This is a genomic window from Kosakonia beeri (assembly GCF_054165705.1).
The window spans coordinates 3,892,778-3,913,921 of the sequence record NZ_CM135106.1; the positions used below are offsets into that span (position 1 = coordinate 3,892,778).

Annotated in this window: 19 protein-coding genes; 8 read left to right on the top strand and 11 right to left on the bottom strand. The window is 56.4% G+C overall.

Features of this window, described 5'->3' with window-relative positions:
• Positions 1 to 49 precede the first annotated feature (49 nt).
• The 3 genes from crl to gpt form a co-directional block, all read right to left on the bottom strand.
• Complete coding sequence (crl, locus tag ACUY4S_RS18475; protein ID WP_312688853.1) at positions 50 to 448, bottom strand: sigma factor-binding protein Crl; 399 nt, start codon at positions 446 to 448, stop codon at positions 50 to 52.
• A gap of 57 nt (positions 449 to 505) precedes the next feature.
• Complete coding sequence (frsA, locus tag ACUY4S_RS18480) at positions 506 to 1,750, bottom strand: esterase FrsA (RefSeq protein WP_312688851.1); 1,245 nt, start codon at positions 1,748 to 1,750, stop codon at positions 506 to 508.
• A gap of 108 nt (positions 1,751 to 1,858) precedes the next feature.
• Positions 1,859 to 2,317, bottom strand: coding sequence for a xanthine phosphoribosyltransferase (gpt, locus tag ACUY4S_RS18485; RefSeq protein ID WP_214602298.1), 459 nt, complete (start codon positions 2,315 to 2,317; stop codon positions 1,859 to 1,861).
• 259 nt (positions 2,318 to 2,576) lie between these two features.
• Here gpt and pepD point away from each other — a divergent pair, with 259 nt between their 5' ends.
• A complete protein-coding gene (pepD, locus tag ACUY4S_RS18490) occupies positions 2,577 to 4,034 on the top strand; it encodes a cytosol nonspecific dipeptidase (RefSeq protein WP_458023547.1) in 1,458 nt (485 codons plus the stop codon).
• Between the two features lie 42 nt (positions 4,035 to 4,076).
• Here pepD and prfH read toward each other — a convergent pair whose 3' ends face one another.
• From prfH to dinB, 3 genes are all read right to left on the bottom strand, one after another.
• Positions 4,077 to 4,691, bottom strand: coding sequence for a peptide chain release factor H (prfH, locus tag ACUY4S_RS18495; RefSeq protein WP_458023548.1), 615 nt, complete (start codon positions 4,689 to 4,691; stop codon positions 4,077 to 4,079).
• Entirely contained in the window at positions 4,688 to 5,827 is a 1,140-nt protein-coding gene (locus ACUY4S_RS18500; RefSeq protein WP_458023549.1) for an RNA ligase RtcB family protein, read from the bottom strand. The genes prfH and ACUY4S_RS18500 overlap by 4 nt, the downstream gene beginning before the upstream one ends.
• Positions 5,828 to 6,035: 208 nt before the next feature.
• Positions 6,036 to 7,091 (bottom strand): DNA polymerase IV, encoded by a 1,056-nt coding sequence (dinB, locus tag ACUY4S_RS18505; RefSeq protein ID WP_458023550.1) that lies wholly within the window; start codon positions 7,089 to 7,091, stop codon positions 6,036 to 6,038.
• Positions 7,092 to 7,938: 847 nt separating this feature from the next.
• On the opposite strand from dinB, the gene dpaA reads away from it, so the two are divergent.
• Complete coding sequence (gene dpaA, locus ACUY4S_RS18510; protein ID WP_312688843.1) at positions 7,939 to 8,676, top strand: peptidoglycan meso-diaminopimelic acid protein amidase; 738 nt, start codon at positions 7,939 to 7,941, stop codon at positions 8,674 to 8,676.
• Here dpaA and ACUY4S_RS18515 read toward each other — a convergent pair.
• Entirely contained in the window at positions 8,647 to 9,414 is a 768-nt protein-coding gene (locus tag ACUY4S_RS18515) for a class II glutamine amidotransferase (protein WP_312688841.1), read from the bottom strand. The two genes, dpaA and ACUY4S_RS18515, sit on opposite strands and share 30 nt — an antisense overlap.
• A 152-nt stretch (positions 9,415 to 9,566) precedes the next feature.
• Complete coding sequence (gene lpcA, locus ACUY4S_RS18520; protein ID WP_430889293.1) at positions 9,567 to 10,148, bottom strand: D-sedoheptulose 7-phosphate isomerase; 582 nt, start codon at positions 10,146 to 10,148, stop codon at positions 9,567 to 9,569.
• 240 nt (positions 10,149 to 10,388) lie between these two features.
• On the opposite strand from lpcA, the gene fadE reads away from it, so the two are divergent.
• Both fadE and ACUY4S_RS18530 read left to right on the top strand, forming a co-directional pair.
• A complete protein-coding gene (fadE, locus tag ACUY4S_RS18525) occupies positions 10,389 to 12,836 on the top strand; it encodes an acyl-CoA dehydrogenase FadE (RefSeq protein WP_458023418.1) in 2,448 nt (815 codons plus the stop codon).
• Between the two features lie 118 nt (positions 12,837 to 12,954).
• Positions 12,955 to 13,725, top strand: a complete 771-nt coding sequence (locus tag ACUY4S_RS18530; protein ID WP_312688835.1) for an amidohydrolase — start codon at positions 12,955 to 12,957, stop codon at positions 13,723 to 13,725.
• A gap of 179 nt (positions 13,726 to 13,904) precedes the next feature.
• Here the strand turns inward: ACUY4S_RS18530 and hpxK are convergent, their stop codons facing one another.
• The 3 genes from hpxK to ACUY4S_RS18545 all read right to left on the bottom strand — a co-directional run bounded on the left by hpxK (position 13,905) and on the right by ACUY4S_RS18545 (position 17,457).
• On the bottom strand, positions 13,905 to 15,176 hold the full coding sequence (hpxK, locus tag ACUY4S_RS18535; protein ID WP_458023417.1) for an allantoate amidohydrolase: 1,272 nt from the start codon (positions 15,174 to 15,176) through the stop codon (positions 13,905 to 13,907).
• Positions 15,173 to 16,414, bottom strand: coding sequence for a pyridoxal-phosphate-dependent aminotransferase family protein (locus ACUY4S_RS18540; RefSeq protein ID WP_312688832.1), 1,242 nt, complete (start codon positions 16,412 to 16,414; stop codon positions 15,173 to 15,175). Before ACUY4S_RS18540 ends, hpxK begins: the two co-directional genes overlap by 4 nt.
• 203 nt (positions 16,415 to 16,617) lie before the next feature.
• The gene (locus ACUY4S_RS18545) at positions 16,618 to 17,457 is read right to left on the bottom strand and encodes a MurR/RpiR family transcriptional regulator (protein ID WP_458023416.1); all 840 of its coding nucleotides are present in this window, start codon (positions 17,455 to 17,457) and stop codon (positions 16,618 to 16,620) included.
• Positions 17,458 to 17,574: 117 nt separating this feature from the next.
• Here ACUY4S_RS18545 and ACUY4S_RS18550 point away from each other — a divergent pair, with 117 nt between their 5' ends.
• From ACUY4S_RS18550 to hpxZ, 4 genes are read left to right on the top strand one after another with little or no spacing between them, the layout of a single operon-like run.
• The gene (locus ACUY4S_RS18550; protein ID WP_458023415.1) at positions 17,575 to 19,158 is read left to right on the top strand and encodes a gamma-glutamyltransferase family protein; all 1,584 of its coding nucleotides are present in this window, start codon (positions 17,575 to 17,577) and stop codon (positions 19,156 to 19,158) included.
• 9 nt (positions 19,159 to 19,167) lie between these two features.
• Entirely contained in the window at positions 19,168 to 19,356 is a 189-nt protein-coding gene (gene hpxX / locus ACUY4S_RS18555; RefSeq protein WP_312688828.1) for an oxalurate catabolism protein HpxX, read from the top strand.
• Positions 19,353 to 20,729: an AtzE family amidohydrolase gene (locus ACUY4S_RS18560; RefSeq protein WP_458023414.1), complete on the top strand. Its 1,377-nt coding sequence runs from the start codon at positions 19,353 to 19,355 to the stop codon at positions 20,727 to 20,729. Before hpxX ends, ACUY4S_RS18560 begins: the two co-directional genes overlap by 4 nt.
• Positions 20,726 to 21,109, top strand: coding sequence for an oxalurate catabolism protein HpxZ (hpxZ, locus tag ACUY4S_RS18565; RefSeq protein ID WP_312688825.1), 384 nt, complete (start codon positions 20,726 to 20,728; stop codon positions 21,107 to 21,109). The genes ACUY4S_RS18560 and hpxZ overlap by 4 nt, the downstream gene beginning before the upstream one ends.
• Positions 21,110 to 21,144: the final 35 nt, after the last annotated feature.

Sequence of the window (21,144 nt, forward strand, 5' to 3'; positions counted from 1 at the left end):
GTGCAGGCCCGATACGCGAGATGCGATCGGGCTTTTTTTATTGGGGGCGTTACGCGGGGAGTTTCAGAGACTCTTTGAAGTTGTCGGCAGGTTCCAGCTTAAGCTCAAGTGACGCCAGTAAGGTACGCGCACGCTCGTGAAAATCGCGCAGCGTTTGCTCCAGGCGGTCGAGGACTTCTTGATCCTTTATCGCTGTCGGTTTCCATTGACCCTCTTTATCAAAAAGGCCGAACTGATAGCGGTAAGTAAAACGGCTTTCCTGCGCTTCCATTTCCATCCACCAGCCCCAGAACTCACGCTTTTCGGGTGCGGGTTTAACGTTGACGCAAACAGCAAGGCAATCGAAGAAAAAACGGTTATCTTCGCACTGCTCTTCGCGGATATAAGGCCCAAGCGCAGTAAACTTCTTAATCAACCTGCTTTTCGGATGTCCACTCGGTAACGTCATTGCGATCTCCTTTTGTGAAGCAACTGTTTTACCAAATCAATAGAATTTATCAATCTATTAACGGAAATGATGGTTGATCCATCCGGTGATTTGCCGCAACGCGCTGTCAAAATTGCGATACACCGGCTTAAACGGGATCTCTAACAGCTTGCCATTGCTGGATGACGAGGTGATTAAGCGCGACTCCTCTTCCGGGCTAAAGGGATCATTCTGCCAGAAGCCGGACAGCATCGGCGTCGGGCAGCGGCGCCCGAGAAGCCCCTGCATTTTTAATGAATAACAGTTCAGTTCTACGCGGAGCGCTTCATCTGACGCATCATGCATGCCCAGGCGGCTGGCGAGAACATCAAGGTACATTTCCGGCACCCGGCTCTGACGCTGCGGCTCATTCAGCAGAGCGTGCACCACCGGCCCAAGACAGGCCACGGCTTTTAAGCGCGGCGCTTCCAGGTACGCCAGGCGTACCGCCACATTCGCGCCAAAACGAAAACCAAATGCCGCAACTCGGGTATGGTCAACCCACGGAATGTTCGGCAGGGCTTTGAGAACATGCTGGTGCAGCAGGCTAGAGTCCTGCGTCAGCTTCCATTTTGAAGAGAAGCCCACCGAGGGCATATCCAGTGTCAGCATTGCCATGCCCTGCGGGGCGAAATAGCGTTCAAACAGGGTGTAATAGTCGCTTTGCAGGCTATCCAGCCCGCCACACATTAGCACGGTGGGGAAAGGGCCCTCACCCGGCGGCATATGTAAGAACCCGGTCACTGGCGAACCACCCGGAATGGCGAACTCCATCTCTTTGATCGATCCTGGCAAACGCTGCGCCGCTTCTTCGTAGGCGCGGTTCGCCAGCGCCTGCGCCTGTTCGGCCAGCGTATCGCCCTTGATGTGCGGGTAGGCGGCAATGCTGTACAGACTGGAAGCATGCAACCAGTGGCGACCGCTCAGCTCCGCCGTCTGCTCCTGCATCGCTTTTTGTTGCCACTGCATCGCCTGTACTGACCATTCGTAGATCCAGTTGCCATTACGGTAACCGACCACCGTATCGTACAGTTCCGGATCGGTGCGTTCCGCCCCGGCCATTACAATGCGTGCCTGAACTTCGAGGATTTCGCGGGCATCAATGCCGCGCCAGATCCACATCAGCCGGTTGAGCATGCGATACCAGTGCGGCACGTTTTTGCCATCCAGCGCGGATTGCATCTGCGGCTGCGCGCCAGAATTAAAACGACGCACCAGCGTCGACGTTTCCGGATGCTTAAAACGGGGTTTGAACAGCGTCTCGCTGAGGTTTGACTGGGACATAGCGCGCAGCCTCCATGTATCTATCACCGGAGGTTATTGTAACCTGTTGCGCCTTAAAATGAACAACGCCCGGCAAAACCGGGCGTTGAAAGAAATGCAGATGAAGCCTCAGCGGCTGCTGATCGGCGGGACGAAGACAACGCCCATATCCCACGGCTGCTCAATCCAGGTATCCTGCGGGATATCAATAACATAATCGTCGACCAGCGGGCGACCAGCCGGTTTAGCGAAAATGGTAACGAAGTGGGCTTTTGGATACATCTCGCGGATTGCAACCGCCGTGCCGCCCGTGTCCACCAGATCGTCGATAACGATAAAGCCTTCACCGTCGCCTTCCGCGCGTTTCAGCACTTTCAGCTCACGCTGGTTATCGTGGTCATAGCTGGAGATGCAAACGGTATCAACATGACGAATGCCCAGCTCACGCGCCAGCAATGCGCCTGGCACCAGACCGCCACGGCTAACGGCGATAATGCCTTTCCATTGTTCAGAAGGCATCAATCGGGCGGCAAGTTTGCGTGCGTGGATCTGCAACATGTCCCAGGTGACGACGTATTTTTCGCTCATGTGAAGTGTCCCAGCCTGTGTTTTATGGCTTAAAAAGTATTCTAGGGGGAAATAGGTTGCGCGAGATTATAGAGATCTGAAGCGCTAAAAACCAGTGTTACCCGGCATTGCAGGTGCTTTTTACATGTTCCTGTGCTCGTAAACAGGCAATAAGTGTTATTCTCAACGCCATCTCGCAAGGCTGTCTTGCGATGCTCGTTAATTTAACCCTGTGGCCTGCAAGGTAATGTTTCGCAGGCGCTTCGTAAGGAGACTCATTGTGTCTGAATTGTCTCAACTATCTCCGCAACCGCTGTGGGATATTTTTGCCAAAATTTGTTCCATTCCTCACCCCTCCTACCATGAAGAACAACTGGCCGAATACATTATGGGCTGGGCGAAGGAAAAAGGGTTTCATGCAGAGCGCGACCAGGTTGGCAATATTCTGATCCGTAAACCGGCAACGACCGGCATGGAAAACCGCAAACCGGTGGTACTGCAGGCGCACCTGGACATGGTGCCGCAGAAGAATAACGACACGGTGCATGATTTCACCAAAGATCCGATCCTGCCGTATGTCGACGGCGAGTGGGTTAAAGCGCGCGGCACCACACTGGGTGCGGATAACGGCATCGGTATGGCGTCTGCACTGGCAGTACTGGCAGATGACCGCGTTGAACACGGCCCGCTGGAAGTGTTGCTGACCATGACTGAAGAAGCCGGCATGGATGGCGCATTCGGTTTGCAGGCTGGCTGGTTGCAGGCCGACATTCTGATTAACACCGATTCCGAAGAAGAAGGTGAAATCTACATGGGTTGCGCAGGCGGTATCGATTTTATCACCCACCTGCCGTTAACCCGCGAAGCTGTTCCGGCGGGCTTTGAAACCTTTAAGCTAACGCTGAAAGGCCTGAAAGGCGGCCACTCCGGCGCTGAGATCCATGTCGGTTTGGGCAACGCCAATAAACTGCTGGTCCGCTTCCTCGCCGCGCATGCCCAGGAACTGGATTTGCGTCTGCTCGATTTCACCGGCGGCACCCTGCGTAACGCCATCCCGCGTGAAGCGATTGCCACCGTGGCCGTACCGGCAGACAAAGCCGCACAGCTGAAAACACTGGCAAACGACTATCTGGCAATCCTGAAAAACGAGCTGGAGATGAAAGAGAAGAACCTGACCGTTCTGCTCGACAGCACCACCAGCGACAAAGCCGCGCTGACCACCGCCTCCCGCGATACGTTTGTACGTCTGCTGAATGCGACGCCAAACGGTGTGATCCGTAACTCCGATGTCGCCAAAGGCGTGGTCGAAACATCACTTAACGTCGGCGTTGTAACGCTGCAGGATGACCACGCAGAGATCGTCTGCCTGATCCGTTCTCTGGTCGATAGTGGAAAAGAGTACGTGGTGAGCATGCTGGAGTCACTCGGCGCGCTGGCTGGAGCCACGACCCATCCGAAAGGCGGCTACCCTGGCTGGCAGCCAGATGCCCATTCGCCAGTGATGGCGCTGGTGCGTGAAACTTACCAGCGTCTGTTCAACAAGACCCCGAACATTCAGGTGATCCATGCCGGTCTGGAATGTGGTCTGTTCAAAAAACCGTATCCGGATATGGACATGGTTTCCATTGGGCCAACCATTACCGGGCCGCACTCGCCAGATGAGCAAGTGCATATCGAAAGCGTGGGCCACTACTGGACCCTGCTGACCGAACTGCTGAAAGCTATTCCGGCGAAGTAAGCGCCATGTCCGCGCCGCCCGGCGCGGACATTTCCTCATCCGTTATTGCGGTTTAAACGCCAGACCTTTAAACGTCCGCGTTGGGTTTCCCCGTTCAATCTGATGGTGAAACAGCCGCCGTTCAGATTTCATCGCCGCGCGCTCCTCCTCTTTTACCTGCTCCAGACGGTGCGCAATTAACAATGTCGCCAGCCGTTTATTGGCATGCTGGCTGCGCTCGGACTGCACTTTAACGCTAATGCCGCTGGCAATGTGCGTAGCACGCACGGCGGAATCGGTTTTATTCACGTGCTGCCCGCCTGGTCCGGACGATCGCAACGTTTCAAAACGGATCTCCCCCGCCAGCGACTGGCTTTGGGCGGTGAACGGCGCGACGCCAATAAACCAGTTTTTACGCGCGTGATGCGGGCGATACGGACTTTGGCAAATCCACTGCACCGTCCCACACCAGCGGGTACTGAGCGCCTGCTCATCATCGCCATCGAGCGATACCAGCACTGAACGGTAAGTCCCCTCGTTACGCCCGTGTTCTGTTTCCACCACATCCAGCGCCACGTTGTGCGCCTGCGCTTCAGCCATTAAGCGGGCTAACGCTTTGCCAACGGCCAGACAGCACTCGTCTGGCCCCTGCGCGGAAGAGAGTTGCAATAACATCATCCGCCTGCCTCCCCGCTCACTTTCACCGTTAGCACCGGGCGTAAACGCGCCACGGGAACCACCAGGCCGGCATCGGTCAGGCAGGCCATAACGCTGTCGATAGATTTATAAGCCTGCGGCGCTTCTTCATAAATCAACTGACGATCGCGGCAAATCACCCGGCTACCCAGACTGGTGCGTGACAGCTGCGCCGGGGAAAATTTGCCCGACAGGCGACCTTTACACTCGGTGCGCATCCATTTGCGCCCGGCACCGTGCGCCAGAGAGAAGAGGCTCTGTTCACTGATCAGCGGTTTGACCAGCCAACTGTAATCCCCACGTGAACCGGGGATCACCACCAGCCCCTGCCCGTCCGGCGTTGCGCCTTTGCGATGCAGCCAGCCGCTCTTGCCGCCAACGGTGCACGGCTCAACAAAGTTATGCGCCACATCCAGCACCGGTGTGCCATCGGCTTTGAGATGGCCGAGAATTCGCCGCGCAATCAGCGCGCGGTTGACGCGGGCAAAGTTCAGCGCGTCATGGTGTTCAGCCAGATAGTCGCGGGCCGCATCGCTGCCCTCTGCCAACCCGGCATGGGAGAATGCATCGACATGACGACGCAGGATCTCCTGACCAAGGCCACGCGAACCGCTATGCGCCAGTAACAGCAAATGCTGAGTGTTAAACCCGCTCTGCGCGAAAAGGGCGCTATCCGCCACGCTGTCGACCTGTTGCAGCTCGGCAAAATGGTTGCCGCCGCCAATAGAGCCGAGCGCCGCGCGGTAAGGATGATCCTGCAACGCCGGCGGGACATATTCATCCAGCCATGCTGATGTCGCGGTATCGCCCAGTGTGCTCAGGCGTTTTTCGTATTTGTCGGCATTATATTTCCGCAGCGGCAGGTCGCTCTGCCACAATGTCATGCCGCAGCCAATATCGTTGCCCACCAGTGCCGGATAAAAACGACCGGTAGAGAAAAATGCCGCGCCAATCGGGTAACCGCGTCCAGGATGCAGATCCGGCATGCCAACAACTCGGGCCATACCCGGTAATGCTGCCGTCGTTTGAAGTTGCTGGATCGCTGAACCTTCGATCCAAAGATTTTCTGAAGCAATATACGAAATAGCGTCAGAGATATGACAAATAGAATTGCCCATATACCAATCCATATGTAGATAAATAAAAGGAATTGGCAGACGAAACCAGGGGCAATATTACAAAGAATTAATCCTGGAAAGGTCTGCAAAGAGAAATCAGGGCATGTTGTGTCATGGTGAACCTCCTTTGCAGTAAATAGGGAATGAATAAGCGCCCGAGATAATAAAGAAGCCGCTGATAAATAGCTACCATAAATTTTAGTAGTTTTTATAAGCCTAATACCAGTTGGCGCTCAAGTTGAGGATCGAGCAACGTCACATGTAAACCTACCAACCGCACGCCACGCCCGCCGCGCCTTTCATTCCAGGCCTGCTGAGCGGTTGCCAGTAAATCCTCTTTATTTAAACGCGGCCATACGTGCTCCTGGGTGGTAAGCTGGAAATCATTAAATTTCAATTTTACCCCCTGGCGGGCAATTAACAGATCGGGTTTAACTTTTGCCAGCCTTTTTTCCAGCTCCGGGTAAAGATGCTCAATAATTGCTTCGCACTCTTCCCAGTGGTGAATATCCTCAATGAGGGTACGTTCTACTCCAACAGATTTACGCAGTCGTTCGCTGCTAATTTCCCGCTCATCAATGCCCTGGCTGCGCTCCCATAATACGCGGCCAAATTTGCCAAAGCGTTTAAGCAGCAAGGCCAAATCGCTGTTCTGCACATCTTCACAGGTACGTAGCCCCATGCTTTCCAGCTTTGCGGCGGAGACTTTCCCCACGCCGGGGATTTTACTGAGCGATAGCGTGCGTAAAAATGCCGGCACTTCCGCCGGTGTAATGACATATTGCCCGTTGGGCTTGTTGAGATCGGAGGCGATTTTGGCGAGAAACTTCACCGGTGCGATGCCTGCTGAGGCGGTAAGTTGTGTTTCGTTAAAAATGGTCTGGCGGATCTCTTGCGCCATTAATGTCGCCGAACCGTGGCAGTAAGGACTGTCGGTAACGTCAAGGTAGGCTTCGTCCAGCGAGAGCGGTTCAATGCGTGAGGTGTAGCGGGAAAAGATATCGCGGATTTGATTCGAGGCTTCTTTGTAGGCGTCGAAACGGCCAGGCAGTAGCGTAAGGTGCGGGCAAAGTTTTAATGCCATCGCCGTTGGCATGGCGCTGCGCACGCCGAACTTACGTGCCGGGTAGTTGGCGGTGCTGATCACGCCACGCTGAACGCGGCTGCCGCCGATGGCAATTGGAATATCGCGCAGCGTCGGGTTGTCGCGCATTTCCACCGCCGCGAAAAAGCAGTCCATATCGACATGTATGATTTTGCGCATGCGTACGCCCTCACAGAACACTGGATAAGTATACAGCACATTCAGGTTAAATGAGAAGCGAGCGCATAAGGTTGCGAAAAACAGACAGAAAAATCCCCCGTCGGCTGTTAATCCGGCGCTTTTAGGATCAAAATACGTCATCTGCAAACGGCAGCATAAACGACGCGGGCAGACTCGATCCCTCGCACTCCGCCCCATAACAGCCAACTCAGAACCAGCGTGAAGGTGAAGGGTATACACAAAATCATTCGCGCTGTGTCGCGGCGGCAAGCATGAGCATCCCCGGTCACTTACATAAGTAAGTGACCGGGGTGGGAAGGCGCAGCCAACAGAGAGACAGCGTGAAGGTGAAGGATATACACAAAATCATTCGCGCTGTGTCGCGGCGGCAAGCATGAGCATCCCCGGTCACTTACATAAGTAAGTGACCGGGGTGAGAAGGCGCAGCCAACAAAGAGACAGCGTGAAGGTGAAGGATATACACAAAATCATTCGCGCTGTGTCGCGGCGGCAAGCATGAGCATCCCCGGGAGCTTACATAAGTAAGTGACCGGGGTGGGAAGGCGCAGCCAACAAAGAGACAGCGTGAAGGTGAAGGGTATACACAAAATCATTCGCGCTGTGTCGCGGCGGCAAGCATGAGCATCCCCGGGAGCTTACATAAGTAAGTGACCGGGGTGAGAAGGCGCAGCCAACAAAGAGACAGCGTGAAGGATGAAGTGTATTGGGGCTTGCGAAAAAATGCCGTAATGCTAATGTGGGCGCTCCAAAACAGAATAGTCTGAATTTTGGGCTTCCTTTGCCGTCCTGGCAATGTGGTATTCGCTTTATCAAGGAAACAAGTAGTATGCGCAAAATCGCATTATTTATTGCGATGCTTCTGATGCCGTGCGTCTCGTTTGCCGGGCTGGTAAGCAGCAATGGTTCAGTCACGCCGGTCAGCAAAGAATTCAAGCAGCAACTGATGGGGTCGCCGGTTTATATCCAAATCTTCAAAGAAGAGCGCACCCTTGATCTCTACGTCAAAATGGGCGAGCAGTACCAGCTCCTCGACAGCTACAAGATTTGCAATTACTCAGGCGGGTTAGGCCCCAAACAGCGCCAGGGTGATTTCAAAAGCCCGGAAGGTTTTTACTCTGTGCAGCGCAACCAGCTCAAGCCGGACAGCCGCTTCTATAAAGCTATTAATATTGGATTTCCGAACAATTATGACCGCGCTCACGGCTACGAAGGCAAGTATCTGATGATCCACGGTGCATGCGTCTCGATTGGCTGCTACGCCATGACCGACTCCAACATTGACGAGATTTTCCAGTTTGTTACTGCCGCACTGGTCTTCGGTCAGCCTAATGTTCAGCTGAGTATTTACCCGTTCCGCATGACCGACGCTAACATGCAGCGTCATAAGTACTCAACGTATGCGGATTTCTGGAAGCAACTTAAGCCTGGCTATGACTATTTCGCCGCCACCCACCAACCGCCGGTCGTTTCGGTTGTGGATGGTCGCTACGTGGTTAGCAAGCCGCTGAACACCTCTGCTCAGCCGCAACTGGCATCAAACTACACGCTCCCCCAGGCAAAATAACGCCCACTCGCCTGGCATGATCTTGTGCCAGGTTTCATTGCCAGTGAGCGGCTGAGTAGCAATCACGGTTACCACATCATTGGGTGTGGTTTCCCGCTGAAAATCAATCTCCACATCCTGATCCAATAACTTCGCCACACCAAACGGCGCGCGACGCGTGATCCAAAAAAGGTTGGTCGAGCAGAAAGCCATGACATAACGCCCGTCCGACAACAGCATGTTAAACACGCCTTTCTTACGCAGTTCCACGGCCAGCTCAGCAATAAACTTAAACACCGCTGTCATATTGCCTGGCGTGCGCGGATAGCGCTGCGTGAGCTTATGTAACAGCCAGCAGAACGCTTTCTCGCTATCGGTTTCACCCACCGGGCGGAAATTGCCCGTTTCCAGCGTCTTATAACCCGTAAGCTGCCCGTTGTGCGCGTAGGTCCAGTTACGTCCCCACAGCTCGCGGGTAAAAGGATGGGTATTTTCGAGGGCCACTTCTCCCCGGTTAGCCTGCCGAATATGGGCCACCACGGAACAGGATTTAATCGGATAGTCCTGCACCAGCCTGGCAATGGGGGAGTTAAAACTGGGTTGCGGATCTTTAAATGTGCGGCAGCCTTTGCCTTCGTAGAAGGTAATGCCCCAGCCGTCCTTATGCGGCCCGGTGCCGCCGCCACGCTGAACAAGCCCGGTGAAACTAAAGCAGATATCGGTTGGCACATTGGCGCTCATACCGAGCAGTTCGCACATACATCCCCCCACATAGCGCCATTACCAGAGAAGGCGAAATTGTTGCAGTCAGTTGGACACGGACAGCGCACTGAAACCGGAGCGTACATGCAGTACATGAGGGTTTCGGGCACTGCCCGGGGTCAAAACGGCAAATAAAATAGCCTTTTAAATTAGGCTTTTACCATCTCTTTTTCGATCAACTGAATCAGGATATGGATCACTTTAATATGGATTTCCTGAATACGATCGGCATAACCGAAATGCGGTACACGAATTTCAATGTCCGCCGTGCCGGCCATTTTGCCGCCGTCTTTACCGGTCAGAGTGATCACTTTCATCCCTTTCTCGCGCGCGGCGGCAATCGCTTTGATCACGTTACCAGAGTTACCGGAAGTGGAGATGCCCAGCAGCACGTCACCTTCACGGCCGACGGCTTCAACATAGCGCGAGAAGACATAATCGTAACCAAAATCATTGCTGACGCACGAGAGATGGCTGACATCCGAAATCGCAATCGCCGGGTAGCCCGGACGGTTCTCGCGATAGCGCCCGGTCAGCTCTTCGGCAAAGTGCATGGCATCGCAATGCGAGCCGCCGTTACCACAGGACAACACCTTACCACCGGCTTTGAAACTGTCTGCCAGCAAGACCGCCGCGCGCTGAATAGCGTGAATATTGGCATCATCTTTCAAAAAGTTCGCCAGCGTTTCCGCCGCTTCATTCAGTTCGTTACGAATCAGATCCTGGTACATGAGGATATCCTTCAGCATAAATGTAAATAACACCGGCAAGTTTACCGGATAGCGTGCCGGGCGAGAAGCTAAAGCCTTACACCGAACCGGGCGTTTTTCGTTATCCGTGCGCAAATTGCCTTCAACAATGTGAACCAGGTTGTAATTATTTTGTAAACACATTGCTAAAAGAATTCGCTTCCACTACAACCATATCATCACAAGTGGTCAGACCTCCTACAAGACAGGGAGCTTTTTTCTATGATGATTTTGAGCCTTATCGCAACGGTTGTACTGCTCGGGGTGCTGTTTTACCACCGGGTTAATTTGCTGCTCAGCAGCCTGATTTTACTGGCGTGGACCGCCGCGCTGGGCCTCTCTGGCCTGTGGTCGATTTGGGTTCTGCTGCCGCTGGCGATCATACTGGTACCGTTTAATTTGCCGCCGATGCGCAAAGCGCTGATTTCTGTTCCGGTATTCCGCGGCTTCCGCAAAGTGATGCCGCCCATGTCGCGCACAGAAAAAGAAGCCATCGACGCTGGCACCACCTGGTGGGAAGGTGACCTGTTCCGCGGCAATCCGGACTGGAAAAAACTGCACAACTATCCCCAGCCGCGCCTGACCGCCGAAGAACAGGCGTTTCTTGATGGCCCGGTCGAAGAAGCCTGCCGCATGGCGAATGACTTCCAGATCACGCATGAAATGGCCGATCTGCCGCCGGAATTGTGGGCGTACTTAAAAGAGCATCGTTTCTTTGCGATGATCATCAAAAAAGAGTACGGCGGTCTTGAGTTTTCGGCCTATGCCCAGGCACGCGTGCTGCAAAAACTCGCAGGCGTTTCCGGCATTCTGGCCATCACCGTCGGCGTTCCCAACTCCTTAGGCCCGGGCGAACTGCTACAACACTACGGTACAGAGGCGCAGAAAGATCACTACCTGCCGCGTCTGGCGCGTGGTCTGGAAATCCCATGCTTTGCACTCACCAGCCCGGAAGCGGGCTCTGATGCAGGTGCCATTCCGGATACCGGGGTGGTTTGTATGGGCGACTGGCAGGGCGAGCAGGTGCTCGGTATGCGCCTGACCTGGAACAAACGTTATATCACGCTGGCGCCGATTGCGACCGTGCTTGGCCTGGCGTTCAAACTCTCCGATCCGGATAAATTACTGGGCGGCGATGAAGAACTGGGTATCACCTGTGCGCTGATCCCAACCACCACACCCGGTGTGGAAATTGGCCGCCGCCACTTCCCGCTGAACGTACCGTTCCAGAATGGTCCGACCCGTGGTAACGATATTTTTGTACCGATTGATTACATTATTGGCGGGCCAAAAATGGCCGGTCAGGGCTGGCGTATGCTGGTGGAATGTCTGTCTGTTGGCCGTGGGATCACCCTGCCGTCCAACTCCACCGGCGGGGTGAAATCGGTCGCAATGGGTATTGGTGCTTATGCCCACATTCGCCGCCAGTTCAAAGTCTCTATCGGTAAAATGGAAGGGATTGAAGAGCCATTAGCCCGCATTGGCGGTAACGCCTATGTGATGGACGCCGCAGCGTCACTTATCACCTACGGCATTATGCTCGGCGAAAAACCGGCGGTGTTGTCGGCGATTGTTAAATATCACTGCACCCACCGTGGTCAGCAGTCCATCATCGATGCGATGGATATTGCTGGCGGTAAAGGCATCATGCTCGGCGAGAGCAACTTCCTTGCCCGTTCTTACCAGGGTGCGCCGATTGCCATCACCGTGGAAGGGGCTAACATCCTGACCCGTACCATGATGATCTTCGGTCAGGGCGCCATTCGCTGCCATCCGTATGTCCTGGATGAGATGGCCGCCGCACAAAATAACGATGCGGATGCCTTTGATAAACTGCTGTTCAAACACATTGGTCACGTGGGCAGCAACACCGTCCGCAGCTTCTGGCTGGGCCTGACACGCGGTTTAACCAGCGCAACGCCAACCCGCGATGCCACAAAACGTTATTACCAGCATCTGAACCGCCTGAGCGCCAACCTTGCGCTGCTCTCAGATATGTCGATGGCGGTACTCGGCGGCAGCCTGAAACGCCGCGAACGTATCTCTGCACGCCTGGGAGATGTGTTAAGCCAGCTTTACCTCGCCTCGGCTGTACTGAAACGTTACGACGATGAAGGACGCCAGGAAGCGGATCTGCCGCTGGTTCACTGGGGCGTGCAGGACGCGCTTCATCAGGCAGAGCAGGCGATGAGCGATCTGCTGGACAACTTCCCTAACCGCTTTGTTGCTGGCGCGCTGAGCGTAATGATCTTCCCGACGGGTCGTCACTATCTGGCGCCGTCCGATAAGCTGGATCATAAAGTCGCGAAGATCCTGCAAACCCCAAGCGCAACCCGTTCGCGTATTGGCCGCGGCCAGTACCTAACCGCCAGCGCGCATAACCCGGTCGGTCTGCTGGAAGAAGCGTTGCTGGACGTGATGGCTGCCGATCCGATTCACCAACGCGTCTGCAAAGAGCTGGGGAAAAACCTGCCTTTCACGCGTCTCGATGACCTGGCACAACAGGCACTGGCGGCCGGGCTTATCAACCAGGATGAAGCCGCACTGCTGATAAAAGCTGAGGCGAGCCGTCTGCGCAGCATCAATGTCGATGACTTCGAGGCCGATGCCCTGGCGACCCAACCGGTGGTAAAAGCGCCGGAAAAGGTGCGCAAGGTGGAAGCAGCCTGATATTGCCACCTCCCGCGCACCCGCGTTAACCCTTCTGCCAAAACCCGCTTATCGCGGGTTTTTTCTCTTTCTCGCCATGCTACAGTGTGAAAATGCTGTCTTACGGGGAGTCGACACTGTGCCGGGTTTAAAAATTACGCTGTTACAACAACCGTTAGTCTGGATGGACGGGCCAGCCAATCTGCGCCATTTTGACATCCAGTTGGAAGAGGTCACCGGGCGCGATGTGATTGTGTTACCCGAAATGTTCACCACCGGCTTTGCGATGGAAGCGGCTAAACAGTCGATGCCAGAGGAAGACGTGGTGGCGTGGATGCAGGAGAAAGCCCGCCAGACCAATGCGCTGGTTGCCGGCAGCGCCGCATTGCAAACCGGGCGTGGGGCGGTGAACCGCTTTTTACTGGTGGAGCCGGAAGGCAAGGTGCACTTCTACGATAAACGCCACTTATTCCGCATGGCGGATGAGCACCATCACTATGAAGCCGGTCACGAGCGGGTGGTGTTTGAGTGGCGCGGCTGGCGTATTCTGCCGCTGGTTTGTTATGACCTGCGCTTCCCGGTGTGGTCGCGCAATCGCAACGATTATGATCTGCTCTTGTACGTTGCCAACTGGCCTGCGCCGCGATCGCTGCACTGGCAATCGCTGCTGGTGGCGCGCGCCATCGAAAACCTCGCATGGGTGGCAGGCTGCAACCGCGTCGGCACTGACGGCAATGGCCACCACTATCGCGGCGACAGCCGGGTCATCAGCCCACAGGGCGAAATCATCGCCACCGCCGAGCCGCACCTGGCCACTCGCATTGACGCTGAATTGTCATTAAGCGCGCTCAATGACTACCGCGAGAAGTTCCCCGCCTGGCAGGACGCCGATCCGTTTACGCTTGGGTAAACCTGTCTTGCATATTCCCCTCTCCCCTGCGGGAAAAGGGGCCTTAACTGGACTGCAACGGCCCGAGAGGGCCTTAGGTGATGATGCGCATTACGCCTAATGCGCTGCGCAGGAAAAGGCGGTACCTTGCGCAGCCATTGCAGGACAGAGCGCGGCAGGTAACTGTCTCCATTACTCTGCTACCCCGGTTGCCTTATCTCGTCACACATCAGTATGCGCCGTTGCACAACATGGCTCATGGCCTGGAGAGCCTGCGCAACATCGCTTGCCACTACGCGCTCTGCCGGATGGTGACTGATCCCTTTTTCACAGCGCACAAACAGCATTGCCGATGGCCAGCGTTCAGCTATAGCAATGGCATCGTGGCCCGCACCGCTTGGCAACTGTAGCGCCCTTCCCTGCACTTTCTGCACCGCGTCGGCCAGTTGTGAACGCAGTAATGCGTCGCAAGGGGTTGCGGCAATAGTGTAAAAAATATCATGGCTGAAACTCAGCCCGCGCCGGGCGGCAATCTCGTTTGCCTGGCTTAGTAAACGATCCAGTAGCGCGTCACGTTGCTCATCATGCGGGCTGCGAATATCGAGCGTCAGCGTCACACTCCCAGGGATAACGTTTACCGCGCCAGGTTCGCACTGCAGCGTGCCGACAGTGGCCACCAGTTCCGGCCCGGCTTGCTGTGCGGCCTGTTCAATAAACGCTATCCACTGGGCGGCGGCAGCAAGCGCATCGCGGCGATGGCGCATAGGAACTGTTCCGGCATGCCCGGCTTCACCCGTAAAACGGCAGGTCAGGCGACGCGCGCCATTGATAGCCGTAACCACCCCCATCGCCAGCTCTTCCTGCTCCAGTACGGGGCCTTGTTCAATATGCAGCTCCAGGTAAGCCGAAAAATCCGCCTGCGGGCGCGCGGCTTCGGCAATACGCGATGCATCCAGCCCGACATTCGCCAGCGCCTGCGTCACCGTGATCCCCCGGGCATCTTCACAATCCAGCCAGTGCGCGGGCCAGCTCCCGGTCAGGCCGCGGCTGCCGAGCAAAGTGATATTAAAACGCGTACCTTCTTCATCAGCAAAGCCCACGATTTCAATCGCCTGGCTGCCACGCAGGTTCGCCTGGTGTAACCCGTCGACAATTTCTATGGCCGTTAATACGCCGAGCATGCCGTCATAACGCCCGGCATTACGCACGGTATCCAGGTGTGAGCCCAGCAGTATTGCCTGAGCCCCCTCCTGCGCCGCTTCATAGCGCCCGCAAACGTTGCCCACAGCATCCTGCCAGGTCTGCATGCCTGCCTGCTGCATCCACTCTGCAACCTGTGCATTAGCCTGCATATGCTCCGGCGACAAATAAACTCGGGTTAACTGATCCGGGGTTTCGCTGATGTGCGCCAGAATGTCGCAACGCGCCAGCACCCGCTGCGCCGCGCGCGCGGCCTGCGCTGCGGTCATCATCCTATTGCTCCGTCGTAGATATCCCACGCCGCCTGCATCCCGGCGCCCTGAACGGTGCGGAATCCTAAACGGTTGAGTACCGCTTCCAGCGCGGTCAGGGTTTGTAATACGCAATCTTTGCGCGCGTTATACCCCATGGTGCCAATGCGCCAGATCTTGCCCTGTAACGGGCCAAACGAGGTGCCAATCTCAATATGGAAATCCTCAAGCAGGCGTTTACGCACTTCCTCACCGTGTACTTCGCGGGGGATCACGACCCCAAGCACATTATTCATTTTGTGTTTGATGTCGCCAAACACGGCCAGCCCCATCCCCTGGATCCCCGCCAGTAAAGCGCGCCCGTGCAACGCATGGCGGGCAATGAGATTCTCCATGCCCTCTTCCAACATAATGCGCGCGCATTCGCGGGCGGCGAACAGCATGCTGGTGGCTTCAGTGTGATGATTCAGGCGCTCCGGCCCCCAATAATCCATCACCATGCCGAGATCGAAATAGTTGGAGTAGACCATCTCGTCAGCACCGTCCTGATGAGCATCGGTACGGATACCCTGCTCGACACATTTGCGCGCGCGGATCACCGCTTCCATCGCCGGGCTTAAGGTGACAGGCGCGCTGCCGGAGGGGCCGCCAAGGCATTTCTGCAACCCGGCGGAGACGGCATCCAGGCCCCAGGCATCGCTTTCCAGCACGTTGCCTCCCAGTGATGCTGTCGCGTCGGTATAAAACAGCACCCCGTGTCGGCGGCAAATCTCCCCCAGTTCTGCCAGCGGTTGCAACATGGTGGTGGAGGTATCGCCTTGCACGGTCAATAACAAACGCGGTTTCACCCTCGCGATGGCGTCTTCAATCTGATCCGGCGTAAATACCTCACCCCAGGGGGCGTCAATAGTGTGCACCTCGGCACGGCAGCGGCGGGCAATTTCACACAGTAAATGTCCAAAGCGGCCAAAAACCGGTACCAACACTTTATCTCCAGGGCGTATGGCAGACACCAGAATCGCCTCAATACCCGCGCGGGATGTGCCATCTACCAACATCGTCCAGCGGTTCTGGGTACGAAATACGCCGCGATAGAGCGCCATCACCTCCTGCATATACCCGGTCATGACCGGATCGTATTGCCCCACCAGTTGGCTCGCCATCGCACGCAGCACGCGCGGATCGGCATTGATAGGCCCCGGCCCCATTAACAAGCGCTGAGGTGGATTGATTTGCGGGAACTGCGGGTAATCGAACATGGGCGCATCCTTTGGTGTGCAATCACACAGACGATGAAACGAAAGATTCTTTAAGTTTATTTCTGCAACTAATGTGCCATAGACAATTACGCAGCACCAGCACCTGCAAGCGCAGAAAGAGTGGGAGTAAAAGGAAACCTGTCGGGGCGAAGAACGCCCCGTTATACGTCAACGACATGGTGCAGACGCACTGTTTTAGTGCTTCAACGCTGTTCTAGTTCGTCCAGTTCATTGTACAGCGCAGCGATGTGATGGATCCGTTGCCGTCCTTCCGTCAGGGTGGTGTGCAACAAGGCATTCGCCAACAGATTGACCAGACTCATGGCACTGCTGTAGCTGTCGAAGGCTGAGACGCTGTCCAGCGGCAGACTAATATGCCAGCGGCACAGGGCTTTTATCGCCGTGGCCTGCGGTTCGCTGATCACCAGCAAGGGTACGCCCTGCTTATGCAGTGCTTCCAGCAGCGGTCGCACCACCCGTGGCCGACGACGAAAAGCCACAACCACCACCATATCGGCAGGGGTGATATCCACCAGCTCTTCTGCGAGGGTCTGCCCTGGCTGCGGCACAATCAGCACCTGGCCACGGCTTTGCAGTAACTGCTGGCGCAGGTGCAGCGCCACCGGCGCACTGTTGCGCAGACCAATAATCACGATCCTTTTCGCCTGCGCCAGCGCGTCGATCACCGCGATAAACTGCCCGCTATCCAGCGCGTTTACCCACTGCGTCAGGTTCGCCATTTCCTGCTTATAGTGCCGCGCCAGCAGGGTATTGCCCTGTACAGCGTCGCGGTTTTCCGTTAACGGCATACCGCTCTGGCGCAAAGTGCGCAGCTCATCGCGCATCACTTTAAACCGATCGTAACCCAGCCGCTTGAACAGGCGGCTAACCGTGGCCTTTGACACCCCGCTCAGCCGCGCCAGCTCGGCACTGTTATAACTCACCAGATCGTCAAAATGATCGATAATAAACGAGGCAACCCGTTGTTCCTGGGGCGAAAGCTGGTCATAGCACGCCCGCAGTCGTTCATCCAGCTGCTGCATAGCTTCTCCTGCAACTTTTGTTTCACGATAAGCTGACACAGTGAAACACATGTCGTCAATCTGGAACGCCTCTTGCTTACGCTTTCCCACTTACCGGAAGAAACAGGAAGCGTAACGATGCAAAGTAATATGGCCCCCTCGGGTATGGCGGTAACACCACACCATCTCGCCAGCGAGTCGGCACTGTCGGTTTTACGCCACGGCGGCGACGCCATTCAGGCGATGGTTGCCGCCGCCGCCACGATTGCGGTCGCCTACCCTCATATGAATGGCATTGGCGGTGATGGATTCTGGCTGATTGTGCCGCCACAGGGCGAAGCGCTGGCCATTGATGCCAGTGGTGCGGCCGGGCAACAGGCGACCCAGGCGCTGTATGCCGGGCATACGCATATTCCTCATCGCGGTACGCTGGCCGCGCTTACCGTCCCCGGTACACTCAGCGGCTGGGATGAAGCATTAAACGTCTCTGCGGCACTGGGCAGCACACCGTTACCGCTCTCACGCCTGCTGGCGGACGCAATCCACTATGCCGCCGACGGGATCCCGGTGACCCATTCGCAGGCCAACGCCACGCAGAGCAAATACCAGGAGCTGGTCGATGTTCCCGGTTTTGCCGGCACCTTTCTCCCTCAGGGCGCTGTGCCGATGGCAGGAAGCCGGTTTTGCCAACCGAGGCTGGCGCGCACACTGACCCGGCTGGCCACCGACGGGCTGGACAGTTTTTATCGTGGAGGACTTGCAGAACAAATAGCCGATGAAATGCAAACGCTGGGCATCCCCATCACCGCCCAGGATCTGGCGATGCACCGCGCTCAGCGCCGCGTACCGCTTAAGCTCCAGCATAGCCAGGGCGACGTGTTCAATATGACGCCACCGACTCAGGGGCTGGTATCGCTGGCGATCCTCGGCATTACCGACCACCTTGAGATGGCGCAGGCCAACGAAGTACAAACCATCCACCGCATAGTGGAAGCCACCAAGAAGGCGTTTGGCCTGCGCGATCGCTATATCACCGATCCCCGTCATGTAACGTTGCCGGTCCAGAGCCTGCTGGAACAGGTGCCACTGGAACAGCTTGCCGCCAGCATTGATGAATATCGTGCTGCGCCATGGGGCGAGGGCAAAGGGCCAGGTGACACGGTCTGGATGGGAGTCGTCGATAAAAATGGGCTCGCCGTCTCGTTTATCCAGAGTATTTACCATGAATTCGGCAGCGGAGTGGTGCTGCCCGACAGTGGCGTCCTGCTGCAAAACCGCGGGGCGGCATTTAGCCTCGATCCCTCGCATTTGCTGGCACTCATGCCGGGCAAGCAACCTTTTCATACGCTGAATCCCGCCGCGGCACGGCTGAAAGACGGGCGCACTATGGTCTATGGCACCATGGGTGGCGACGGGCAACCACAAACGCAGGCAGCCATTTTTACCCGTCATATCCTGCAAGGAATGCCGTTGCAGGCGGCGGTCTGCGCGCCACGTTGGCTACTGGGGCGCACCTGGGGGCAGGCATCCGACAGCCTGAAACTGGAAGCAAACTTTAGTGAACAAACCTTTCTGGCACTGCGTGAGCGGGGCCATGAGGTGGAGTGGCTGCCCGGATTAAGTGAGGCGACCGGGCATGCGGGCGCGATTGTGCGTCATACCAACGGCATGCTGGAAGGGGCGTTTGATCCTCGCAGCAACGGCAGCGCCGCCGGATTTTAAGGAGCAAGCATGAACAACACAGAGATCGACTGGCCGGCGTATATCCGGCTGATGGAGCAATTGCTGTCGGTACCGCTGAATGATGAGCGCCGCGCGGAGCTGGAGGTGCAACTGCGCCGTATTGCCGATATGGCGCAGCCGTTGATGGCGTTTCCCCTGCCACAGCGTCAGGACGTTGCAGGAGAGTACCGGTTATGAGCTTATCGATTGGGGAGATCCAGCGCGGCCTGCGGGCAAAGCACTTCAGCGCCACGGAGTTGGCGCAGCAAACGCTGACGCGCATTGCGCAGCACAACCCGCGGCTGAACGCTTTTACGGAGATCACGGCGCCAAGGCTGCTGGCAGAAGCGGTGGCGATCGATCAACGCCTTACCAGTGGCGAAACGTTGCCCGCACTGGCAGGCGTACCCTACGCCGTGAAAAACCTTTTTGATATTAAAGGGATAACCACGCTTGCCGGGGCTGAGCTGTTCAGCACACAACCGCCAGCAGCGGAGGATGCCTTCGCCCTGCGCCAGCTTCACTGTGCCGGGGCGACGCTGGCAGGGGCACTCAATATGGATGCCTACGCCTATGGTTTCACCACCGAGAACAGCCATTACGGCCCAACGCGCAACCCGCGCGATCCTGAACGCGTGGCGGGTGGCTCATCCGGCGGTTCTGCCGCAGCCGTTGCCGCCGGGATGGTGAACTTCTCGCTGGGCAGCGACACGAATGGATCCATTCGCGTGCCCGCTTCGCTGTGCGGCATTTATGGTCTGAAACCCACCTTTGGCCGCCTTTCGCGCAGCGGCAGCCACCCGTTTGTCGCCAGTCTCGATCATATTGGGCCGCTGGCGCGTAGTACAGACGATTTGACGCGCGTCTACGATGCCCTGCAGGGTCACGATGCAGACGACCGCTGGCAGTCTTCCCGCCCCGACGAAGCAGCGCTACCGCAATTAACAAGCTCAACGACACTACGCTGCGCCGTGCTGGGCGGTTTTTTTTCTGACTGGTGTGATGACAATGCGCGTCAGGCCGTCGCTCGCGTCGCGCAGGCGCTGGGCGCGGCGGATACGCTAACTCTTCCGCAGGCCGAATTAGCCCGAACGGCGGCATTTTTACTTTCGGCGGCGGAAGGCGGAAATCACTATCTTCCGGCTTTGCGCAGTGATGCAGACCGGTTTGAAGCCAACTCCCGTGAGCGTCTGCTGGCCGGCGTGATGACGCCCTCCGCATGGTACCTGCAGGCACAGCGGTTCCGTGGCTGGTTTCGCGATAACACGCTGCCCCTGTTCAACAATGTCGACCTGTTACTGGCGCCAGCGACACCCTGCACTGCCACGCGAATTGGCGCGTCTACCGTGCGCATTAATGGGTGTGATCTGCCGGTTAAAGCCAGTATGGGCATGCTAACGCAGCCCATCTCTTTTCTGGGGTTGCCGGTGGTCACGGTGCCGCTCAATACCGGTAGTGGTTTACCGATTGGCGTGCAGATCATTGGTGCGCCCTGGCAGGAAGTGCACTGTTTACAGGCCGCATGGCGGCTGGAACAGAGTGGGATTCTTTATTTACAGGATGCAGAATGAACCGAGACAATATCAACCGCCCGGCGATCCTCAACGAAGTCACTGCGGCGTTTTACCGTTACGAACAGGCGTTAATCAGTAACGATGTGGATGTGCTGGATGAGTTGTTCTGGGATGACGAACGCACCGTGCGCTACGGCGCAACGGAAAATCTTTATGGCATTGCCGCCATCCGTGATTTTCGCCATGCGCGCCCCTCCGCAGGGCTGGAACGGCAGCTACGCAATACCACCATCACCACATTTGGCGACGATATGGCTGTAGCGAGTACGGAATTCACCCGAGAAAACAGCGAGCGCATTGGGCGCCAGATGCAGACCTGGGTTAAGTTTCCCTGGGGCTGGCGCATTGTGGCGGCGCATGTCAGCCTGATGGGATAAAAAAACCCCTCTTTCTCGTAGAAGAGGGGCATAAC

What these genes read in the sequence shown, in the direction of transcription:
- ACUY4S_RS18500 (WP_458023549.1), bottom strand. Translation starts at nt 5,827, where the DNA reads ATGGGCAATTCTATTTGTCATATCTCTGACGCTATTTCGTATATTGCT.
- fadE (WP_458023418.1), top strand. Translation starts at nt 10,389, where the DNA reads ATGATGATTTTGAGCCTTATCGCAACGGTTGTACTGCTCGGGGTGCTG.
- dinB (WP_458023550.1), bottom strand. Translation starts at nt 7,091, where the DNA reads ATGCGCAAAATCATACATGTCGATATGGACTGCTTTTTCGCGGCGGTG.
- frsA (WP_312688851.1), bottom strand. Translation starts at nt 1,750, where the DNA reads ATGTCCCAGTCAAACCTCAGCGAGACGCTGTTCAAACCCCGTTTTAAG.
- ACUY4S_RS18540 (WP_312688832.1), bottom strand. Translation starts at nt 16,414, where the DNA reads ATGTTCGATTACCCGCAGTTCCCGCAAATCAATCCACCTCAGCGCTTG.
- hpxZ (WP_312688825.1), top strand. Translation starts at nt 20,726, where the DNA reads ATGAACCGAGACAATATCAACCGCCCGGCGATCCTCAACGAAGTCACT.
- dpaA (WP_312688843.1), top strand. Translation starts at nt 7,939, where the DNA reads ATGCGCAAAATCGCATTATTTATTGCGATGCTTCTGATGCCGTGCGTC.
- ACUY4S_RS18560 (WP_458023414.1), top strand. Translation starts at nt 19,353, where the DNA reads ATGAGCTTATCGATTGGGGAGATCCAGCGCGGCCTGCGGGCAAAGCAC.
- gpt (WP_214602298.1), bottom strand. Translation starts at nt 2,317, where the DNA reads ATGAGCGAAAAATACGTCGTCACCTGGGACATGTTGCAGATCCACGCA.
- lpcA (WP_430889293.1), bottom strand. Translation starts at nt 10,148, where the DNA reads ATGTACCAGGATCTGATTCGTAACGAACTGAATGAAGCGGCGGAAACG.
- ACUY4S_RS18545 (WP_458023416.1), bottom strand. Translation starts at nt 17,457, where the DNA reads ATGCAGCAGCTGGATGAACGACTGCGGGCGTGCTATGACCAGCTTTCG.
- ACUY4S_RS18550 (WP_458023415.1), top strand. Translation starts at nt 17,575, where the DNA reads ATGCAAAGTAATATGGCCCCCTCGGGTATGGCGGTAACACCACACCAT.
- hpxK (WP_458023417.1), bottom strand. Translation starts at nt 15,176, where the DNA reads ATGATGACCGCAGCGCAGGCCGCGCGCGCGGCGCAGCGGGTGCTGGCG.
- hpxX (WP_312688828.1), top strand. Translation starts at nt 19,168, where the DNA reads ATGAACAACACAGAGATCGACTGGCCGGCGTATATCCGGCTGATGGAG.
- ACUY4S_RS18515 (WP_312688841.1), bottom strand. Translation starts at nt 9,414, where the DNA reads ATGTGCGAACTGCTCGGTATGAGCGCCAATGTGCCAACCGATATCTGC.
- crl (WP_312688853.1), bottom strand. Translation starts at nt 448, where the DNA reads ATGACGTTACCGAGTGGACATCCGAAAAGCAGGTTGATTAAGAAGTTT.
- prfH (WP_458023548.1), bottom strand. Translation starts at nt 4,691, where the DNA reads ATGATGTTATTGCAACTCTCTTCCGCGCAGGGGCCAGACGAGTGCTGT.